Genomic DNA, 15083 nt, shown 5'->3' on the forward strand with positions numbered 1-15083 from the left:
TGGATAAACATATTATAGGTAGCTCAGCGCGAGGCTCCCGATGACCGCCCATAACCTTCCCCTATCCGCCGTGCATAAAGGTCGCGGTGCCACTTACGACCCCCATAACCGTTTTTCACCGACCCGCAGCGTCATGGAGGACGATGGCTGGTGGCAAGAGGAAGCTCGCCCATCGCTGGCTACCGAAGTGCGCGAAGAGCCCAGCAAAAGCGCGCTCTCCTGGAACCGCTCACCCGATCTTCCCTTTGACCGCTCCCTGAACCCTTACCGTGGCTGCGAACATGGCTGCGTGTACTGCTATGCCCGCCCTTCCCACGCCTATTGGGACCTGTCGCCGGGGCTCGATTTTGAAACCCGACTGATCGCCCGCAGCGGCCTGGTCGAGCATCTGAAAGAGGAGCTTTGCCATCCGCAGTATGTCTGCCGCCCCATCAACCTGTCTGGCAACACCGACTGCTACCAGCCGCTGGAAGCCACTTACCAGACGACCCGGCGCCTGCTGGAGCTGCTGCTGGCCTGTCGCCACCCGGTCACCCTAGTGACCAAGAGCACGCTGGTCCTTCGCGACCTGGACCTGCTGGCGGAAATGGCGGAGCATCGTTTGGTACGGGTGTTCGTCAGCCTGACCAGCCTGGACGCCAACCTCAAGCGCACGCTGGAGCCTCGGGCGGCATCGCCCCAGGCACGCTTGAGAGCCATTCGCGAGCTGAACACGGCAGGCATACCGGTAGGCACGCTGGTGTCACCGATCATCCCGGGACTCACCGACCATGAAATCGAGCGCATCCTCGAAGCGGCCAGCCGGGCGGGGGCGCGTACCGCGACCTGGATGCTGCTGCGACTGCCCCATGAAGTCGCCCCTCTGTTCGAAGCCTGGCTGAACGCCCATTACCCGGAACGTGCCGCCAAGGTCATGAGCTTGATGCGCCAGTGTCGAGGCGGCCAGAACTACGATGCACGGTTTGGTAAGCGCTTTCGTGGGGAAGGGGTCTTTGCCGACCTGATCGCCCAGCGTTTCCAGCGCGCCAGCCGTCAATGGAACATGCAATCGCGCACCGAGCAGGGCTTGAACACCCGCGACTTTCGGCCACCGCGGGCACAGGGGGACTTATTTGATTAGACTGCTGGAGTACACATCACCAAGAAGACGCCCTCGCTATGTCGCTCAGTAAAACAAAATCCAGCTTTTACCGCCGCCTATACGTGGCCCACTTGATCGAACAAGGCATTTCCAGCGTGCCTGCGCTGATGGAAGCCACCGGCATGCCCAGGCGCACGGCTCAGGATACTATCGCCTCGCTGAGCGAACTGGACATCGAGTGCGTGTTCGAAAAAGGCGACGGCGAGCGCCATAACATCGGCCACTACGTCATCAAGCAGTGGGGCGCGATCGATCCGCGCTGGGTGGCGCAACATGCTCAGCAGCTGGGTGAGGCGTTGGGCTACCGTGAGTAGGCCAAGGCGCATCGGGCTCGGCCCAGGTCAGCCTCGCGGCGTTGAGTGTGACGCTGAGGGAACTGGCGGCCATGGCCAGCACAGCAATCAGCGGGGGAATGGCCATGGTGACCACCAACCCCAGCGCCAGAGTGTTATAGAGCGCCGATAACAGCAGGTTCTGGACCATGATGCGACGCGTTCGCTGCGCAACCCTCAACAGCCTGGCGACCCCCGCAATACCGGGAGACAGCAGCTGAGCAGCGGCCCCTTCCCGGGCAGCGTCGCTGGCGTGCAGCGGGGCCACGCCCACCGCTGCTGCTGCCAGGCTCAGCGTGTCGTTGACCCCATCGCCCACGTACAGCGTGGGCGATGGCAGCGCCTCCAGCAAACGTGCCTTGGCCTCCGGGGAGCGCTGGGCATAGCACGCTTCCCGCGATAGACCAACACGCTGGCCCAGCCACTGCACCGGGCCCTGGCGATCTCCGCTGATCAGCGCCAGCACGTAACCGGCGCTCTGCAGCTGGGCAAGCGTGGCCTGGGCATCCGGCACGGGCTGGTCGGCCAGGTACAGGGTGGCCAGCCATCCTTGCTCATCCGCCACCAGCACCTCGGATGCAAAGCCATATGCCGGGTGCTTTGCATCGGCGGGGATCTCCTTGCCCTGCTGGGCCAGCCACGCGTTACTGCCCAGCCACCAGGTGTGGCCATCGGCGAATGTGATGGTTTGCCCGGCCCCCGGCGTTTCATGAACCTCCACCTGATCCCGCGAGGTGCCGCTTGCCCAGTGGCGCAGTCCGTTCGCCAGCGGGTGTTCACTCTGCCTGACTGCCACGGCCAACTGTAGGCGAAACCCTGCGTCGTCAGCCCCCTCGCGCAGCATCGCGTGCAGCACGCGATGCTGCCCCTGGGTCAAAGTACCGGTCTTGTCGAACGCCACCGAGCGCACCTTGGCCAACACTTCCAGCGCGGCAGGGTCGCGCAGCGCAATACCCTGCTGGGTGGCCTGGCTGCTGCCCGCCAGGCTTGCCAGCGGCACAGCCAGACCCACGGCGCAGGGGCAGGCCACCACCAGCACCGAGAGCGCGCGCACGCTCGCTTCATCCCACCCCACGCCCATCAGCCAGGCAATGGGCAGGGTCACTGCCGCCAACACCAGCGCCGCGGGGCTCAGCCAGGCGGCAAACCGTTCGGCCAAGGTGTGCAGCTCCCCTTTTTGCGTTTGAAAGCGACGCATCTGGTCACACAGTTTGTCCATTCGCCGCTGGCCCGCCGTGGCGGTCACGGTCAGTTCCAGCGAGCCGCCCTGCCCACCGCGGCCCATAAAACGACAGCCTGCATACACTGGCTGCCCGGCACCCACGAAGCGCGGCTGGCTTTCACCGGACAGCGTGGCGGTGTCCAGCCAGCCGTCGGTCTCCAGGGTGCCATCCAGCGGCACCACGTCGCCTGGGGCAACGGCAATGCGTTGGCCCAGCGTGACCTCCTCGATGGCAGTTTCCTGAACCTGCCCTTGATGCAGCACCGGCACCGACGTATCGGGCAGCGCCAGGGCATCGAAGGCTTTCAAGCCCCGCTGACGACACAGCGTTTCGACCAGCCGCCCCACCAATAGCAGGACGATGAGCATCACCGCCGTATCGAAATAGACCTCTACCGAGCCACGCCACAAAAGGCCCAGCGATACCACTACGGCGCCCAGCACGCCCAGGCTCACCAGCACGTCCATGCCGGGCCGCCTTGCCCGCAGTGTGCGCCAGCCCGCCCGGTAGAAAGGCAGCCCGGCATAGCTCACCACGGGAATCGCAAAGGCACCCGACACCCAGGCCAGCACGCTCTCCAGCGCGGCCGTGGGCATGGCCCCAGCGTAGATCAGCAGCGAGGCCAGCATGGTCCACATGCCAAACACCGAGCCGACGATCAAGCGCAGGGTCAAGTAACGGCTTTCCTGCTCCAGCCGGGCATGGGCGTCCTGCAGGTCTTCCAACGGCGCCAGCCGATAGCCCAGCCGCGCCACGTTGGGCGCCAGTGCGTCCAGCGCCGTGGCATCGGGCTCACCCTTCACCCACACGGTGGCGGTCGGGTAGTGGACGCTGGCGTCGAGCACGCCCGGCTGCTGTTTGAGCGCTCCTTCCACCGCCAGCGCACAGCTGGTGCACCACATGCCGTGCAGCGTATACAGCGGTGCTTCCAGGCCGTCGGGTTGGGCCGCGTGCGTGGCCGATGCGTCGCTCAAGGCCACGTTACACGCAAGGCGGAATGCCTATGATCGGCAGCGCCACGAACACCACGCTGAGCGCGGAGAACAGATACAACCCCGCCGAAACCACGGCATTGAACCGGGCGCGCCCCTGATGGCGCTGGCCCGCTTGCCAGCACCACCAGGTAAGCGCCGCCAGCAGCGCGGTCGTGACGAGACTCAGCAGCAGCATCCAGCCATTGAGCAGCGTGAACACGCCACGCTCCGTGGCGGGAGCCGCCACCTCGCAGGCCACGGCGTGGCCTCCATAGACGGCGATGAACCAGATGCACCACACGGTCAGGCCCACCACGAAGTGGATGGGATGCGTCAACCTCAAGCGCTCGAGTAAAGGTGACATGGCCTCAACCTCCAATGACGCGGGGCAACACAGCGAGCGAGCCCACCAGGATCCAGAACACCACGGCGTTGTAGCGCCACAGCTGTACCACTACGGCAGGTTCGAACGGCGCGTGGGCCCCCACGTAGCCGTAGCGCACCCGCAGCGCCTGCATGACCGTCAGCACGACCGCCAGCCCGCCGTGGAACAGGGCATAAATCAGGCCCAACAGCAGCACGGCATCGTGGGTGGTCTCGGTGGGAGCCAAATCGGCGGCCAGCATCACCCAGGTGGTCACGGCCACCTGCACGGCTCCCAGCGCACCGGCCAGATAGAAACCGCTGGCAAGCCCGGCATCCTGCTGGCGGCGCAGCCCGCGAATCATTTTGACCATCACGATGTAGCCCGCCGTCATGGCCAGAGCCGCTACCACCAGCCCCACCAACGACAGTGGCGATGTGTCGGGCATGCTCCACTCCGGGGAGACGGTCCATAGATAGAACCAGCCAAACAGGTACGAGAGGAAGAACGAGCCGTTGGCAATCAGGAAGGTGCCCATGGCCCACACACCCGGGCCATCCATGGTGCGAGAGTGCAGCGGCGGGTCACCGGGTGACACATCGGCATCCGGCGAGGCCTTGGGATGCGCGCCGTTCTCCCAGGACCAGCGCAGCAGGAACACCCCGGCAATCAGCACGAAGACACCGGCCAGCGCATAGACCCGCACCAGCAGGCTGATACACACCACCGCCAGCGCCATGGCAGCAAACAGCGGCCACCAGGAGTTACCCGGCAGGTGAATGATTTCACGCACCTTGCCGGAGATGGGATCAGTGCCCCACATCTCACGCCGCCCGTGGGTGGCCACCGCCAGCGAGTGCTTCCCTTCTGCCATGGTGACAGGCAGGTTGGGGTCATCCCACAGGGGGTGACGGGTTTCGATCTTGGGCAGGCTGACGAAGTTGTAGGCACTGGGCGGCATGGTGTTGGCCCACTCCAGCGTATCGGCGTTCCAGGGGTTCTGCTTGGCGGGTTTGCCAAAGCGGAAGTGCAGCGCAATATCCAGCAGCACCATGGCAATACCGGCAGACATGACAAAGCTGCTGACCGACGAAAGCAGGTTGTAGATATCCCAGCCCATGCCGGTATCGTAGGTGTAGACCCGGCGCGGCATCCCCAGCAGCCCGGTCCAGTGCATGATCAGGAAGGTGCCGTTGAAGCCCAGGAACGTCAGCCAGAAACCCCAGCGTCCAAGGTTCTCAGAGGGCATGCGCCCGGAAAACAGCGGCAGCCAGTAGTAGAGCCCGGCAATCAGCGGGAAGAACATGCCCCCCACCAGCACGTAGTGCATGTGCGCCACCACGAAGTGGGTATCGTGCACCTGCCAGTTGAACGGCACCAGCGCCAGCATGACCCCGGTCAAGCCACCACAGACAAAGATGATCAGAAAGCCCAGCACCCACAGCATGGGCAGCTTCATTTTGGGCTTGCCCAGCCATAGCGTGGCCAGCCACACGAACACCTGAATGGCCGTGGGCACTGCCACCAGCATACTGGCCGCCGAGAAGAAGGCCTGCGCCAGCTGGGGAATGCCCACCGTGAACATGTGGTGAACCCACAGGCCGAAGCTGATGAACCCCGTGACGATAATGGCAAAGACCACCCAGCCGTAGCCGACGATGGGCCTACCGGCAAAGACCGGAATCAGCGTCGAGATGATCCCCGCCGCTGGCAGGAAGATGATGTAGACCTCAGGGTGCCCGAACAGCCAGAACAGGTGTTGCCACAGAATCGGATCGCCACCACTGGCCACTTCGAAAAACGGCATGCCGACGGCGCGCTCCAGTTCCAGCATGACACTGGCCAGAATCAGCGGCGGAAAGCCCACCACGATCATCAGCGCCATGGCAAGGATGTACCAGGCAAACAGCGGCATTTTATGCAGCGCCATGCCCTGGGTACGGGTGCGCAAGATGGAGACGACGATTTCCACCCCGGCAGAAAGCGCCGAGATTTCCACGAAAGTAATCCCCAACAGCCAGAAATCAGGGCCGAGGTCAGGGGAAAACTCGCTGCTGCTGAGCGGGGTATACATGAACCAGCCGCTGGAAGGAGCGATTTCCAGAATCAGGCTGGAGGTCAGAATGATGCCGCCGAACAGGTAACACCAGTAGCCCAGCGAGGTCAGCCGGGGGCATACCAGGTCTCGCGCGCCGATCATCTTGGGGATCATGTAGATCGCCAAGCCCTCCAGCATGGGGATGGCGAACAGGAACATCATGACCGTGCCATGCATGGTCGTGACCTGATTGTAGATATCCGGCGACATGAAATCCTGATCGGGCATGGCCAGCTGAGTACGCACCAGCATGGCCAGGATGCCGCCGATCAGGAAAAACACCATCCCGGTGATCATGAAGCGCAGGCCCAGCGTCGTATGGTTGACGATGGTCAGTGCCTTCAATCCCTTGGGGTTGCCCCAGATATCGTGCAGGTCTTCGTGGAGCTGCTTCGGGTCCTGCTCAACGGCTTTTTGACTAACGCTACTCATGGGTTCAAGGTCTCCAACCAAGCACCCAGGCTGTCCAGGGTGTCCGTGTCGATATCATCGTGGGACGGCATCAGGTTACCGGGCTTCAGCGTCTGATGATGCTGCAGCCATTGGCTGATGGCGCCATCGTCCATGGCCATCACGCCAGCGCCCAGCGTCGCTCGGCTGCCCACGTCGGAAAGGTCGGGCCCCAGCGTGCCACCACTGACCCCGGCCACCGTATGGCAGCTGGCACAGTGAGTCATGAACGCGCTGCGCGCCTCGTCATCGGCGGCATTGGCCGTAGCCGCTGCTGCCAGCGCGTCCTGCTGGCGCTCGGCCAGCCAGGCGTCGTACTCTTCTCGGGGCAGGGCTTCGACGAACAGGTGCATGTGGGCATGCCCGATGCCACACAGCTCGGCGCACTGGGCACCGAAGACGGCAGGAATGTCTGCCTGCAGGCGAATGCGGTTTTCCCGGCCGGGAATCATGTCGACCTTGCCGCCCAGGCGCGGAATCCAGAAACCATGGATGACGTCGGCGCCGGTCACGTGGAAGTCCACCGGCTCGCCGACCGGCATCACCAGATGGTTGGCCGTGACCACCTCGCCGCCTTCGGCATTAGGGTAGCGCACTTCGAACCACCACTGGTGGCCGATGACTTCGATCACCTCGCCGGGTTCGCCAATGGCCAGCATGCGCTGACCGGCGGGCACGCCAAAGGCGAGCAGCGCCACGATGCTGGCCACGGGCAGCAGGATACCGCCACCCAGAATCCAGTGGCGAGCCACCTTGCGCTCCTGGGAAGGCGTGCGGGTGACGTCCCTGGGCTTGAAGGCAAACAGCCACAACGCCGTGATGACCGCCAGCACCACGGTGCTGAAGGTCAACATGATCCACCAAATCAGGGCAACATCTCGTGCAGCCTGCCCAGCGGGGTCTAGAATGGACTTATCGCCCGCACAGCCAGCGGTCAACAGGATCAGTCCAAGAACCGCCAAAATGGCCATCCGGTTGACCCGCCGACCCGTAACGCGTTGAATGTTGGGCGAGGCTATATTGCTGTTGCGTTCCCTCATATGCTGTTTCCCTTTAGTCTGCCCACAGGAAGTGACCATGGCGCCAACTCCCCAACGTTCGATCAAAAGCCGAGCCTCTTTGGCTGGCCACCCGCTGCACCCCGTAATGATTCACTTCCCCGTTGCTGCCCTGATGGCCCTGGTGGCAAGCGACCTGGCCTACTGGTATACCGAAGACCCCTTCTGGATGCGCAGCGGCCTGTGGCTGGCGGGCGTCGGTGCCTTTGGCGGCTGGGTCGCCTCGATAGCCGGTATCATCGATCTGGTCACGGTGTCGCGCATTCGGCGTCTGATTACCGGCTGGAGCCACGCCATCGTGGCGGTGGTGATGCTCTCGCTGGCGTCGTTCAACTGGCTGCTGCGCTTCAACGAGCCCGACGCGATCCTGCCCTGGGGGCTGGCGGTATCGCTGCTGACCGGAGGACTGATTGCGCTGGCCGGCTGGCTGGGCGGCCAACTGGTTTATGAACACGCCGTGGGCGTGGATGTCGACTGACCACCTGCTCATGGGCATCGGCTAACTCCAATCAAGTGGTTTGGCCAGCACGAAGCCCAGTACGGCCAGAATACCCGCCACTGCCAGCAACAGCGCCAGCAGGTTGGCGGGTTTCACACCGCGATAGATGCCCATTTCCAGACGTAGAATCAGCCAGCCAAAACAGCCATGGGCAGCCACCATGGCGACCACCGCAGCCAGCTTGAAGATCAGCCACCCACCCATTAGCCCGTGAAGCAGGAACAGCAGCGTGCCCGACGCAATGGCCAGCAGCGCGGCAGGGGTGGCAACGGAGTTGTAGAAGTAGCGCGGCATGGGCGGTGAGCCCTGCGCAAATCCAGCGTCCTTGCGCAGCTGAAGGGCGTGACTCAGCAGCGCAGGTAAGTAAAGCAGCGAACCGCACCAGATAACCAGTGCGGCAATGTGAAGCAATTTTAGCCAGGGCATTGCGGCTTCCTTGCGTTGCATTGGGCAGGGGGAGAAATAACTCCGTTAACCTTAGACAACACTGGCCACTCTGGCTAGGCGTTTAGCTAACGATAATCTCGTAACCCGTGAATTTACGAAGATTTATCACGCCGGTATCGAGTATCAGATACTGCCCTTTCACGCCCTGCAAGACACCCTCTACCTGTGGCTGCTTATCGAAATTGTGCGACACCACCTTGCGTGGAAAAGCCTCCACCGGGTAGTGGAAGTGGTGAGGCGTTTCATCCAGTTCACGAATGGCATCCTCACCGTGCACCTGGCGCAGTTGCGCCAGCCCATCGGCCAATACGCTCAACAGACGGTCTCGCTCTGCACACAGGTCCAGCGTGGCCACCTCGCCTTTCAACATGGCCCGCCAGTTGGTGCGGTCGGCGACCTGCTCCTTGAACAGCATTTCGACCATGCCGGACTGCTGCCGCGTATCGACCTCCAGAATGGGCAGCGCCTGAATGGCTCCCTGATCCAGCCAGCGGGTAGGCATCTGGGTTTTGCGGGTGATGCCCACCTTCAGCCCCGAGGAGTTGGCGAGATAAACGATATGGGGCTGGAAACAGTGGGCCTCGCCCCACTCGGGTTCGCGGCAGGTGCCCTGGTAGTAGTGGCAGGTTTCCGGCTTCATGATGCAGGTATCGCACTGGGCCAAGCGCTTGAAACACGGGTAGCAATACCCCTGAGCAAAGCTCTTGTTGGTGGCGCGCCCGCAGTGAGTGCAGGCAATGGCCCCGCTCCAGTGCAGGCGTATGAACGACCCTACCCGCTCGTTCAGGCCAACCCGATGCTCCCCGGCACGCAGGTGGTACACCACCTCGGCATCCTTGCGGCCTGGCACACTGGCCGCCATTTTCTGCAGACACCCCTGCACCGGCGTAGCATCGGTGGCAAACAAATCATCAGTCACGGGTGGCATCCCGAGCCAGGCCTGCCATTTCCGGGCTGACGCCCGCCCCCGTGGCACCCGCCCCACAGGTGCGGCGCTCCAGGTAGCCCACCCGATTGGCTTCGGGCACGTTGTTTTCCATTTCATAGCGCATCACCGCCTCCAGGCAGAGCTCGGTCTGCTCGGCGGTCAGGCGACGCCCATCCGGCCACTTGCGCAGGGCAACCGCCTGCTTGAGGCTTTCATAGATGGTGGGCGTCATTTGATGAATCATCTTGTCGAACGTCATGTCACTCACGGTCAGCACCTCTTTTGCGGGTTGCTCAAAGCTTTTTGAAGCGGGAAGAATAATACCAGCCGGTTGCCAGCCCCACGAGCAGGCCACCCAAATGCGCCTCGTTGGCAACGTTGCCAAAGCCCACGGTGCCTGCAATGCCGGTCATGGTAAAGACCATCCAGCCCAGCATGAAGACCACCAGCATTTGCGGCACGAAAAAACCGCTGCCTGGGGCACGCCGGGACATCAGCCACACATGCGCCAAAAGCGCATAGACGACCCCGGACATGCCACCAAACAGCACCGTGCCGGTCATGTACTGGGCAAGGTTAGCTCCGATGCCCGCCAGCAACAGCAATAGCAGCATCGTTTTGCTGCCCTGGCGCCGTTCGATCTGCTGGCCGAAATACCACACCCACATCAGGTTGAAGATCAGGTGCATCCAGCCAAAGTGGAGAAAAGCCGGTGACAGCAGGCGCCACACCTGACCACTGAGCAAGGTATCGGGCAGCGAACCGTAGACCAGTTGCCCCCCAGAGACACCCACCGGCACGATGGTCAAAGAGACGATCAACAGGTCGCCCCAGATCCCGGTCAATGCAAATACGGCCAGACTGATCAGAATCATCAGCGCCGTCACCGGTACTTGTCGCAGAGTCGCGACCAGCCCTTGGGCGGGCAGCGAGCGCTTGGGTGGCGCAGCGTCGCTGATCAGCTCGTCGCCTCGCTCCCAGCGAGCCACCAGGGCACGGAGCTCATCGTATTGGCGCGGGTCAGCCACCCAGAGGAGCTGGCCGTCTTCTTCATCGGTGATGCGATGGCCTATCCGGTAATGCCATAGGGCCTTGCGCAGCGCTTGAGTGTCTGCATCGGGGGGCAAGAGCATGACGGGGTGCATGACATCTTCCTTTTAACCAGTGGTCATGACGCTTACGCGCACGTTTGCCATCGGATACGCAAAAAAATCCGGCGGAGGGGGCCGCCGGATAAAAGCAAGGGATCATTCAAGGGAACACTTACTCTGATAGCCGGCAGCAGGGTTAGTTCAGCAGTTTTGCAAAAATTATGTAACCAATTGTAATAATTACTCAAAAGGGTCAATCAAAATCGATCTCCCAGGGCTTGGGCAATGCCCGCTCTTCTCTAGGCACTTGAATCCAGACGAAATGATCGGCATTCAACTGGCGTTCACCGCTCCAGCGATAGGCCACCAGCCGACCAAATTTTACCGCACTGTAGTCCAGGCAAGCGATATTGGCGGCGGGCAAGGCGGGAATGCCCTCGCACCAGTAGTGGCCGATGAACAGCGGCGGCTGCTCCGGGCCGTAATAGCTGAGCCGCTCGCGCTCCTGCAGCGTCAATGGCCGCGTCTCCAGGTCTCCCGGCAGGTTATCCGGCTGGAATACCACATCGCCCCACTGCTGCGGGTTGGCCGACCAGAAGTGCGCGCGAAAGGTCTGGCGGGTAAAGCCGTCGCCCGAGTGGATGGCCACGCCCTCCGGTAGCCGAATGTGCGGGCCACGGGTCAGGCGGTCGAGAATTCGGAACGCCTGGGTCGAGGGGTCGGTGGACTCCACCAGAAAGCGGTCGTCCAGTTGGGCAGACGGGGAGCGCTGGCGAAGCTGGCGAATCAGCTCGTCGTCCCAACAGGCGTGCACCACCCGGATACCGTCCAGTTCCAGGCACAGCGGAATGGTCTTGAACCAGGCCAGGGTATCTTCCCATTCGTTGGTATGGTCACGATACTGGTCGAGGGTATCCTGAATGATGCGATTATGGCGCGGCGTATGCTCGCGCAGCCAGCGCTTGGCGCTGCCTGGCGGGGCCGGGTGCATATAGGCCAGGGCGTTGTATTCATGGTTGCCCATGACGATATGCGCCTCGCCCTCCTCGACCATGCGCCGCGCAATGGACACCGCCAGCCGAATGCGTGGGCCGCGATCGATCAGATCCCCCAGGAAGATCACCTTGCGGCGCGGGTGGCGATACACGCCCTTGCGCTGATGGTAGCCAAGCTTCTCCAGCAGCGAGGCCAGTGTGGCACCGCAGCCGTGGACATCACCAATGAGATCGTACCCCTCCATGTCAATCTCCTAGCCGATGGCTCCAACCGAGTTTGCTGCGCAGCACTTCATAGAAGTTATGCCCCAAGGGGTGTACCAGTTGAACGCGCTCCGGCTTGCGAGTAATCACCAGCACATCGTCGGGCTTGGCCACCGCGCGGGTTTGCCCGTCGCAACTGATATGCGGGTAGGTCTGGTTGGTTTCGCCGATGTGTATACGAATCTCGCTGGCGGCATCGATCACGATCGGACGGCTGGAGAGGGTATGCGGGAACATGGGCACCAGCGTGACCACATCCAGCTTGGGGTGCATGATTGGGCCCCCACCGGAAAGCGCATAGGCCGTCGAGCCAGTCGGCGTAGCGACGATCAATCCATCGCTGCGCTGGCTGTAGACGAACTGGCCATCGATGAACAGCTCGAATTCGATCATGCGAACCGCTTTGCCAGGGTGCACGACGACTTCGTTGAGCGCTTCGCCGTTACCCACCGCCACGCCATTGCGGTACAGCACGGCATCCAGCAGAAAGCGCTCTTCTATTTCGAACTCGCCTGCCAGCACCTCCCCCACGCGCTGCTCCAGCTCGTCGGGGGAGATATCGGTCAGGAAGCCGAGCCGCCCGCGGTTGACGCCCAGAATCAGCGTGCCACTGCGGCACAGGGTACGGGCGGCGCCCAGCAAGCTACCGTCGCCGCCCACCACGATGACCAGATCGCACAGCTCGCCCAGCATGCGACGACTGGCTTCCGGCTGGCCATGATGCGGCAGCGCGGTGGCGGTACGGTCCTCGATCAGCACCTTGTAGCCATGGCCAACCAGGTAATCCACCAAGCGCTGGAGCGAGTCCAGCACCTTGTCGCTGCCCAGGCGGCCAATCAGGCCAATGGTCTTGAACGGCGGCGTGGCTGGACGCTGGCGCCCGGCGGCGGTTTGTGAGGTTGAGGTATGAGACATGGGCGACTCTCGCTGGCATCAGCCCACATTATGGGGAGTCACGAGGTATCGGGCAAATCCGACGGCGTGGCGATGCCCCCTGCCACGCCGTAAAATCAGCAGCTTGGGTCAGGCCAGGGCAACCTTGCGGCGCTGCAGCCACCAGTGGTTGAGCCACAGAGACGCCCCCATGATGGCCGCGCCCAGCAACAGCTTGCCCAAGTCTGCATCGCGGTTCCAGATGACCAGGTTGACCACCAGCCCGGCAGGCACCAGCGCGTTGTTCATGATGGCCAGGGTGCCCGCATCCACCCGGGTGGCGCCCTGGTTCCAGGCGAAGTAGCCCACCCCGGAGGCCACCAGACCCAACCATGCCAGCACGCCCCACTGCACCGGAGTGCTGGGTAGCGCTGACACGTTGCCGAACAGCAGGAAGGCCGGCAACGCCACCAGCATGGCGCCGATGAAGAACCAGCCAAACACGTTGTGCCAGGCCAGGGTGGGCGGCAGGTCTGCCGCTAAACGGCGATAGCCCACTTGACCAATCGCAAAGCACAGGTTGGCCCCCTGAACGACCAGAAAGCCCAGCCAGAAGCCGCTGTCAATGCCGTCGTAGCGGATCACCCCGGCACCCAGCACCGCCAGCAGCGCAGTGACCAGATAAATGGGCGTGAATCGCTTGAACATCAGGTCATCCAGCAGGGCGATATACACGGGGGTGAAAATGGTGAACAGCAGGACTTCCGGCACCGACAGCAGCAGGAAGGATTGGTAGAAGAAGGTGTACATGACGCCCAGCTGAATGGCGCCCAGCGCCATCAGTGCCAGCCGCTGCTTACCCTGCAGCAGGCCCGGCCGTAAAAACGGCAGGAACACCAGCATGGCGAGTGCCACCCTGATCAAAACGGCAAAGTAGCTGTCCACCTGCCCCGCGAGGTAGACGCCGATCAAGGAGAAAGAGAAAGCCCAAAGCGCCGTGACACCGACCAGATAGCTCATCAGTAAACCCCGAAAAACATTAAAAGTTGACGGAGATTATACGCAGTTATCGTTGGCTGCCAATGGGCACGGCGAGGAAATCAGCGCTCAGTGCGATGCTGGCCAAGCCAGCGCCAGGCGTAGATCACCCCAGGTAACCAGCCCAGCAGGGTCAGGAGCGTCGCCGTGGCCACCCGCTGTCCGCCGCCATCGGTCAGCCCCACCGCCAAAGGCGGCAGCAATATGGCCAGCGCGCGATAGGCCAGGCGCAAGGCAGCTGGTTCCTGCACGGGGGGCTGCCCAGGAGATGCCTGCGATACGCTCAAAGAAGCAGGCTGCGCCACCGCTGGCGGCGTGTAGTGCCCCACCGGGGCATGGGCTGGGGTGCTTGTGGCCTGCGTATTCGAGGCCTTCGCCTCTGACGCTTCGGCCTTCTCCTGAGCGCGGGCCAGCGCTTTGCGGTGCGCTTCCTTGTTGATTTTCTGCTCCAGGGTCTCGACGCCTTCGGTCAGGTCATCGTGAAAACGCTCCCAGTCTTCCCAGTCATGGGGCGTACCCGCCTTGGGGCGCTGGTTACCGGAGCCGCGCGCCCGCTCCCAGGCTTTCTCTTCCAGGGTATTGGGGCGCTCCGGCTCTCGCTCCAGACCGACTCCCTTGCGGTTGAGGTATTCACGTGCGTCCATAAAAGCTCCTGACTACGTCGCTGACGATTCGACCATGGTCAACCGTTGAATGTCTGAAGTATGGGGGCAAGGCAGGGCAAGTTAAATCTCCTACAGTAAAAGAGTTGGCCGTGCCTGGCGGCCACTGCGTCACGCTCGAGGAGACTGCCCATGAACAACAAGATTCCGGATACCGTACGCGATATCATGTCCCGCGATTGCTACCGCGTCTCGGGGGAGACGTCCATCACCAATCTGGCGCAAGGCCTGGCGCTGCATCGCCTGCCCGGCGCACCGGTCGTCGATGCAGCCGACCGGCTGATCGGCTTCATTTCCGAACAGGACGTGCTTGGCCGCGTACTGGACAGCATATACCATGACGACGAAGCCCCACTGGTCAAAGAGCTGATGCGCCAGGATGTGCTGACCGCGTCGCCCAACCAGAGCATCACCGACCTGGCTCAGGAGATGCTGGGCAAGAAGCCCAAGATCTATCCGGTGGTCGAACAACAGCGGTTGATCGGCATCGTTACCCGTCGCGACATCCTGATCGCCCTGTTGACCATTCGACGTCATTGAACCGACATTTTCTTCATCGCAAAAAAAACCGCTGCTTTAAAAAGCAGCGGAAGCAAGGGATCGAAAACAATAGCCAGAACAACACTATTAGCGACTGCCATCGCGA

Annotated in this window: 16 protein-coding genes; 4 read left to right on the forward strand and 12 right to left on the reverse strand. The window is 62.5% G+C overall.

Annotated elements, in window-relative coordinates; genetic code table 11:
- Positions 1-40 precede the first annotated feature (40 nt).
- The gene (locus FEU76_RS16565; RefSeq protein ID WP_144984434.1) at positions 41-1120 is read left to right on the forward strand and encodes a PA0069 family radical SAM protein; all 1080 of its coding nucleotides are present in this window, start codon (positions 41-43) and stop codon (positions 1118-1120) included.
- Positions 1121-1158: 38 nt separating this feature from the next.
- Positions 1159-1455: a winged helix-turn-helix domain-containing protein gene (locus FEU76_RS16570; protein WP_144984437.1), complete on the forward strand. Its 297-nt coding sequence runs from the start codon at positions 1159-1161 to the stop codon at positions 1453-1455.
- Here FEU76_RS16570 and FEU76_RS16575 read toward each other — a convergent pair.
- The 4 genes from FEU76_RS16575 to coxB all read right to left on the reverse strand — a co-directional run bounded on the left by FEU76_RS16575 (position 1373) and on the right by coxB (position 7622).
- The gene (locus FEU76_RS16575; protein ID WP_260851417.1) at positions 1373-3598 is read right to left on the reverse strand and encodes a heavy metal translocating P-type ATPase; all 2226 of its coding nucleotides are present in this window, start codon (positions 3596-3598) and stop codon (positions 1373-1375) included. The genes FEU76_RS16570 and FEU76_RS16575 overlap by 83 nt on opposite strands.
- Positions 3599-3677: 79 nt before the next feature.
- Positions 3678-4034 carry a hypothetical protein gene (locus FEU76_RS16580; protein WP_016914240.1) on the reverse strand — a complete coding sequence of 119 codons (357 nt, stop codon included), beginning with the start codon at positions 4032-4034 and terminating at the stop codon, positions 3678-3680.
- A gap of 4 nt (positions 4035-4038) precedes the next feature.
- Positions 4039-6564 carry a cytochrome c oxidase subunit I gene (gene ctaD / locus FEU76_RS16585; RefSeq protein WP_039179483.1) on the reverse strand — a complete coding sequence of 842 codons (2526 nt, stop codon included), beginning with the start codon at positions 6562-6564 and terminating at the stop codon, positions 4039-4041.
- Entirely contained in the window at positions 6561-7622 is a 1062-nt protein-coding gene (gene coxB / locus FEU76_RS16590) for a cytochrome c oxidase subunit II (RefSeq protein ID WP_144984443.1), read from the reverse strand. The genes ctaD and coxB overlap by 4 nt, the downstream gene beginning before the upstream one ends.
- A gap of 37 nt (positions 7623-7659) precedes the next feature.
- Between coxB and FEU76_RS16595 the strand changes: the two genes are divergently transcribed.
- Entirely contained in the window at positions 7660-8118 is a 459-nt protein-coding gene (locus FEU76_RS16595; protein ID WP_016914243.1) for a DUF2231 domain-containing protein, read from the forward strand.
- A gap of 21 nt (positions 8119-8139) precedes the next feature.
- Here the strand turns inward: FEU76_RS16595 and FEU76_RS16600 are convergent, their stop codons facing one another.
- The 8 genes from FEU76_RS16600 to FEU76_RS16635 all read right to left on the reverse strand — a co-directional run bounded on the left by FEU76_RS16600 (position 8140) and on the right by FEU76_RS16635 (position 14419).
- Positions 8140-8565, reverse strand: a complete 426-nt coding sequence (locus tag FEU76_RS16600) for a CopD family protein (protein WP_039179477.1) — start codon at positions 8563-8565, stop codon at positions 8140-8142.
- An 82-nt stretch (positions 8566-8647) separates the two neighbouring features.
- A complete protein-coding gene (locus tag FEU76_RS16605; protein ID WP_039179475.1) occupies positions 8648-9514 on the reverse strand; it encodes a DUF2797 domain-containing protein in 867 nt (288 codons plus the stop codon).
- Positions 9498-9782 carry a YeaC family protein gene (locus FEU76_RS16610; RefSeq protein WP_026001740.1) on the reverse strand — a complete coding sequence of 95 codons (285 nt, stop codon included), beginning with the start codon at positions 9780-9782 and terminating at the stop codon, positions 9498-9500. The genes FEU76_RS16605 and FEU76_RS16610 overlap by 17 nt, the downstream gene beginning before the upstream one ends.
- A 25-nt stretch (positions 9783-9807) precedes the next feature.
- The gene (locus FEU76_RS16615) at positions 9808-10659 is read right to left on the reverse strand and encodes a rhomboid family intramembrane serine protease (RefSeq protein WP_144984446.1); all 852 of its coding nucleotides are present in this window, start codon (positions 10657-10659) and stop codon (positions 9808-9810) included.
- Positions 10660-10858: 199 nt separating this feature from the next.
- A complete protein-coding gene (locus FEU76_RS16620; RefSeq protein ID WP_039179469.1) occupies positions 10859-11845 on the reverse strand; it encodes a metallophosphoesterase in 987 nt (328 codons plus the stop codon).
- 1 nt (position 11846) lies between these two features.
- Entirely contained in the window at positions 11847-12779 is a 933-nt protein-coding gene (locus FEU76_RS16625; RefSeq protein WP_039179466.1) for an NAD(+) kinase, read from the reverse strand.
- 108 nt (positions 12780-12887) lie between these two features.
- On the reverse strand, positions 12888-13757 hold the full coding sequence (locus tag FEU76_RS16630; RefSeq protein WP_096922732.1) for a carboxylate/amino acid/amine transporter: 870 nt from the start codon (positions 13755-13757) through the stop codon (positions 12888-12890).
- 80 nt (positions 13758-13837) lie between these two features.
- Positions 13838-14419, reverse strand: a complete 582-nt coding sequence (locus FEU76_RS16635; RefSeq protein WP_096922731.1) for a YqaE/Pmp3 family membrane protein — start codon at positions 14417-14419, stop codon at positions 13838-13840.
- Between the two features lie 150 nt (positions 14420-14569).
- Between FEU76_RS16635 and FEU76_RS16640 the strand changes: the two genes are divergently transcribed.
- Positions 14570-14977, forward strand: coding sequence for a CBS domain-containing protein (locus FEU76_RS16640; protein WP_096922730.1), 408 nt, complete (start codon positions 14570-14572; stop codon positions 14975-14977).
- Positions 14978-15083 lie beyond the last annotated feature (106 nt).

This window comes from Halomonas sp. C22 (assembly GCF_007655045.1).
GTDB classification, from domain to species: Bacteria; Pseudomonadota; Gammaproteobacteria; order Pseudomonadales; family Halomonadaceae; genus Vreelandella; species Vreelandella hamiltonii.

Bases quoted from the DNA above. Each gene is read 5' to 3' on its own strand.
- FEU76_RS16565 (WP_144984434.1), top strand. From the start codon at position 41: ATGACCGCCCATAACCTTCCCCTATCCGCCGTGCATAAAGGTCGCGGT.
- FEU76_RS16570 (WP_144984437.1), top strand. From the start codon at position 1,159: ATGTCGCTCAGTAAAACAAAATCCAGCTTTTACCGCCGCCTATACGTG.
- FEU76_RS16575 (WP_260851417.1), bottom strand. From the start codon at position 3,598: ATGTGGTGCACCAGCTGTGCGCTGGCGGTGGAAGGAGCGCTCAAACAG.
- FEU76_RS16580 (WP_016914240.1), bottom strand. From the start codon at position 4,034: ATGTCACCTTTACTCGAGCGCTTGAGGTTGACGCATCCCATCCACTTC.
- ctaD (WP_039179483.1), bottom strand. From the start codon at position 6,564: ATGAGTAGCGTTAGTCAAAAAGCCGTTGAGCAGGACCCGAAGCAGCTC.
- coxB (WP_144984443.1), bottom strand. From the start codon at position 7,622: ATGAGGGAACGCAACAGCAATATAGCCTCGCCCAACATTCAACGCGTT.
- FEU76_RS16595 (WP_016914243.1), top strand. From the start codon at position 7,660: ATGGCGCCAACTCCCCAACGTTCGATCAAAAGCCGAGCCTCTTTGGCT.
- FEU76_RS16600 (WP_039179477.1), bottom strand. From the start codon at position 8,565: ATGCCCTGGCTAAAATTGCTTCACATTGCCGCACTGGTTATCTGGTGC.
- FEU76_RS16605 (WP_039179475.1), bottom strand. From the start codon at position 9,514: ATGCCACCCGTGACTGATGATTTGTTTGCCACCGATGCTACGCCGGTG.
- FEU76_RS16615 (WP_144984446.1), bottom strand. From the start codon at position 10,659: ATGCACCCCGTCATGCTCTTGCCCCCCGATGCAGACACTCAAGCGCTG.
- FEU76_RS16620 (WP_039179469.1), bottom strand. From the start codon at position 11,845: ATGGAGGGGTACGATCTCATTGGTGATGTCCACGGCTGCGGTGCCACA.
- FEU76_RS16625 (WP_039179466.1), bottom strand. From the start codon at position 12,779: ATGTCTCATACCTCAACCTCACAAACCGCCGCCGGGCGCCAGCGTCCA.
- FEU76_RS16630 (WP_096922732.1), bottom strand. From the start codon at position 13,757: ATGAGCTATCTGGTCGGTGTCACGGCGCTTTGGGCTTTCTCTTTCTCC.
- FEU76_RS16635 (WP_096922731.1), bottom strand. From the start codon at position 14,419: ATGGACGCACGTGAATACCTCAACCGCAAGGGAGTCGGTCTGGAGCGA.
- FEU76_RS16640 (WP_096922730.1), top strand. From the start codon at position 14,570: ATGAACAACAAGATTCCGGATACCGTACGCGATATCATGTCCCGCGAT.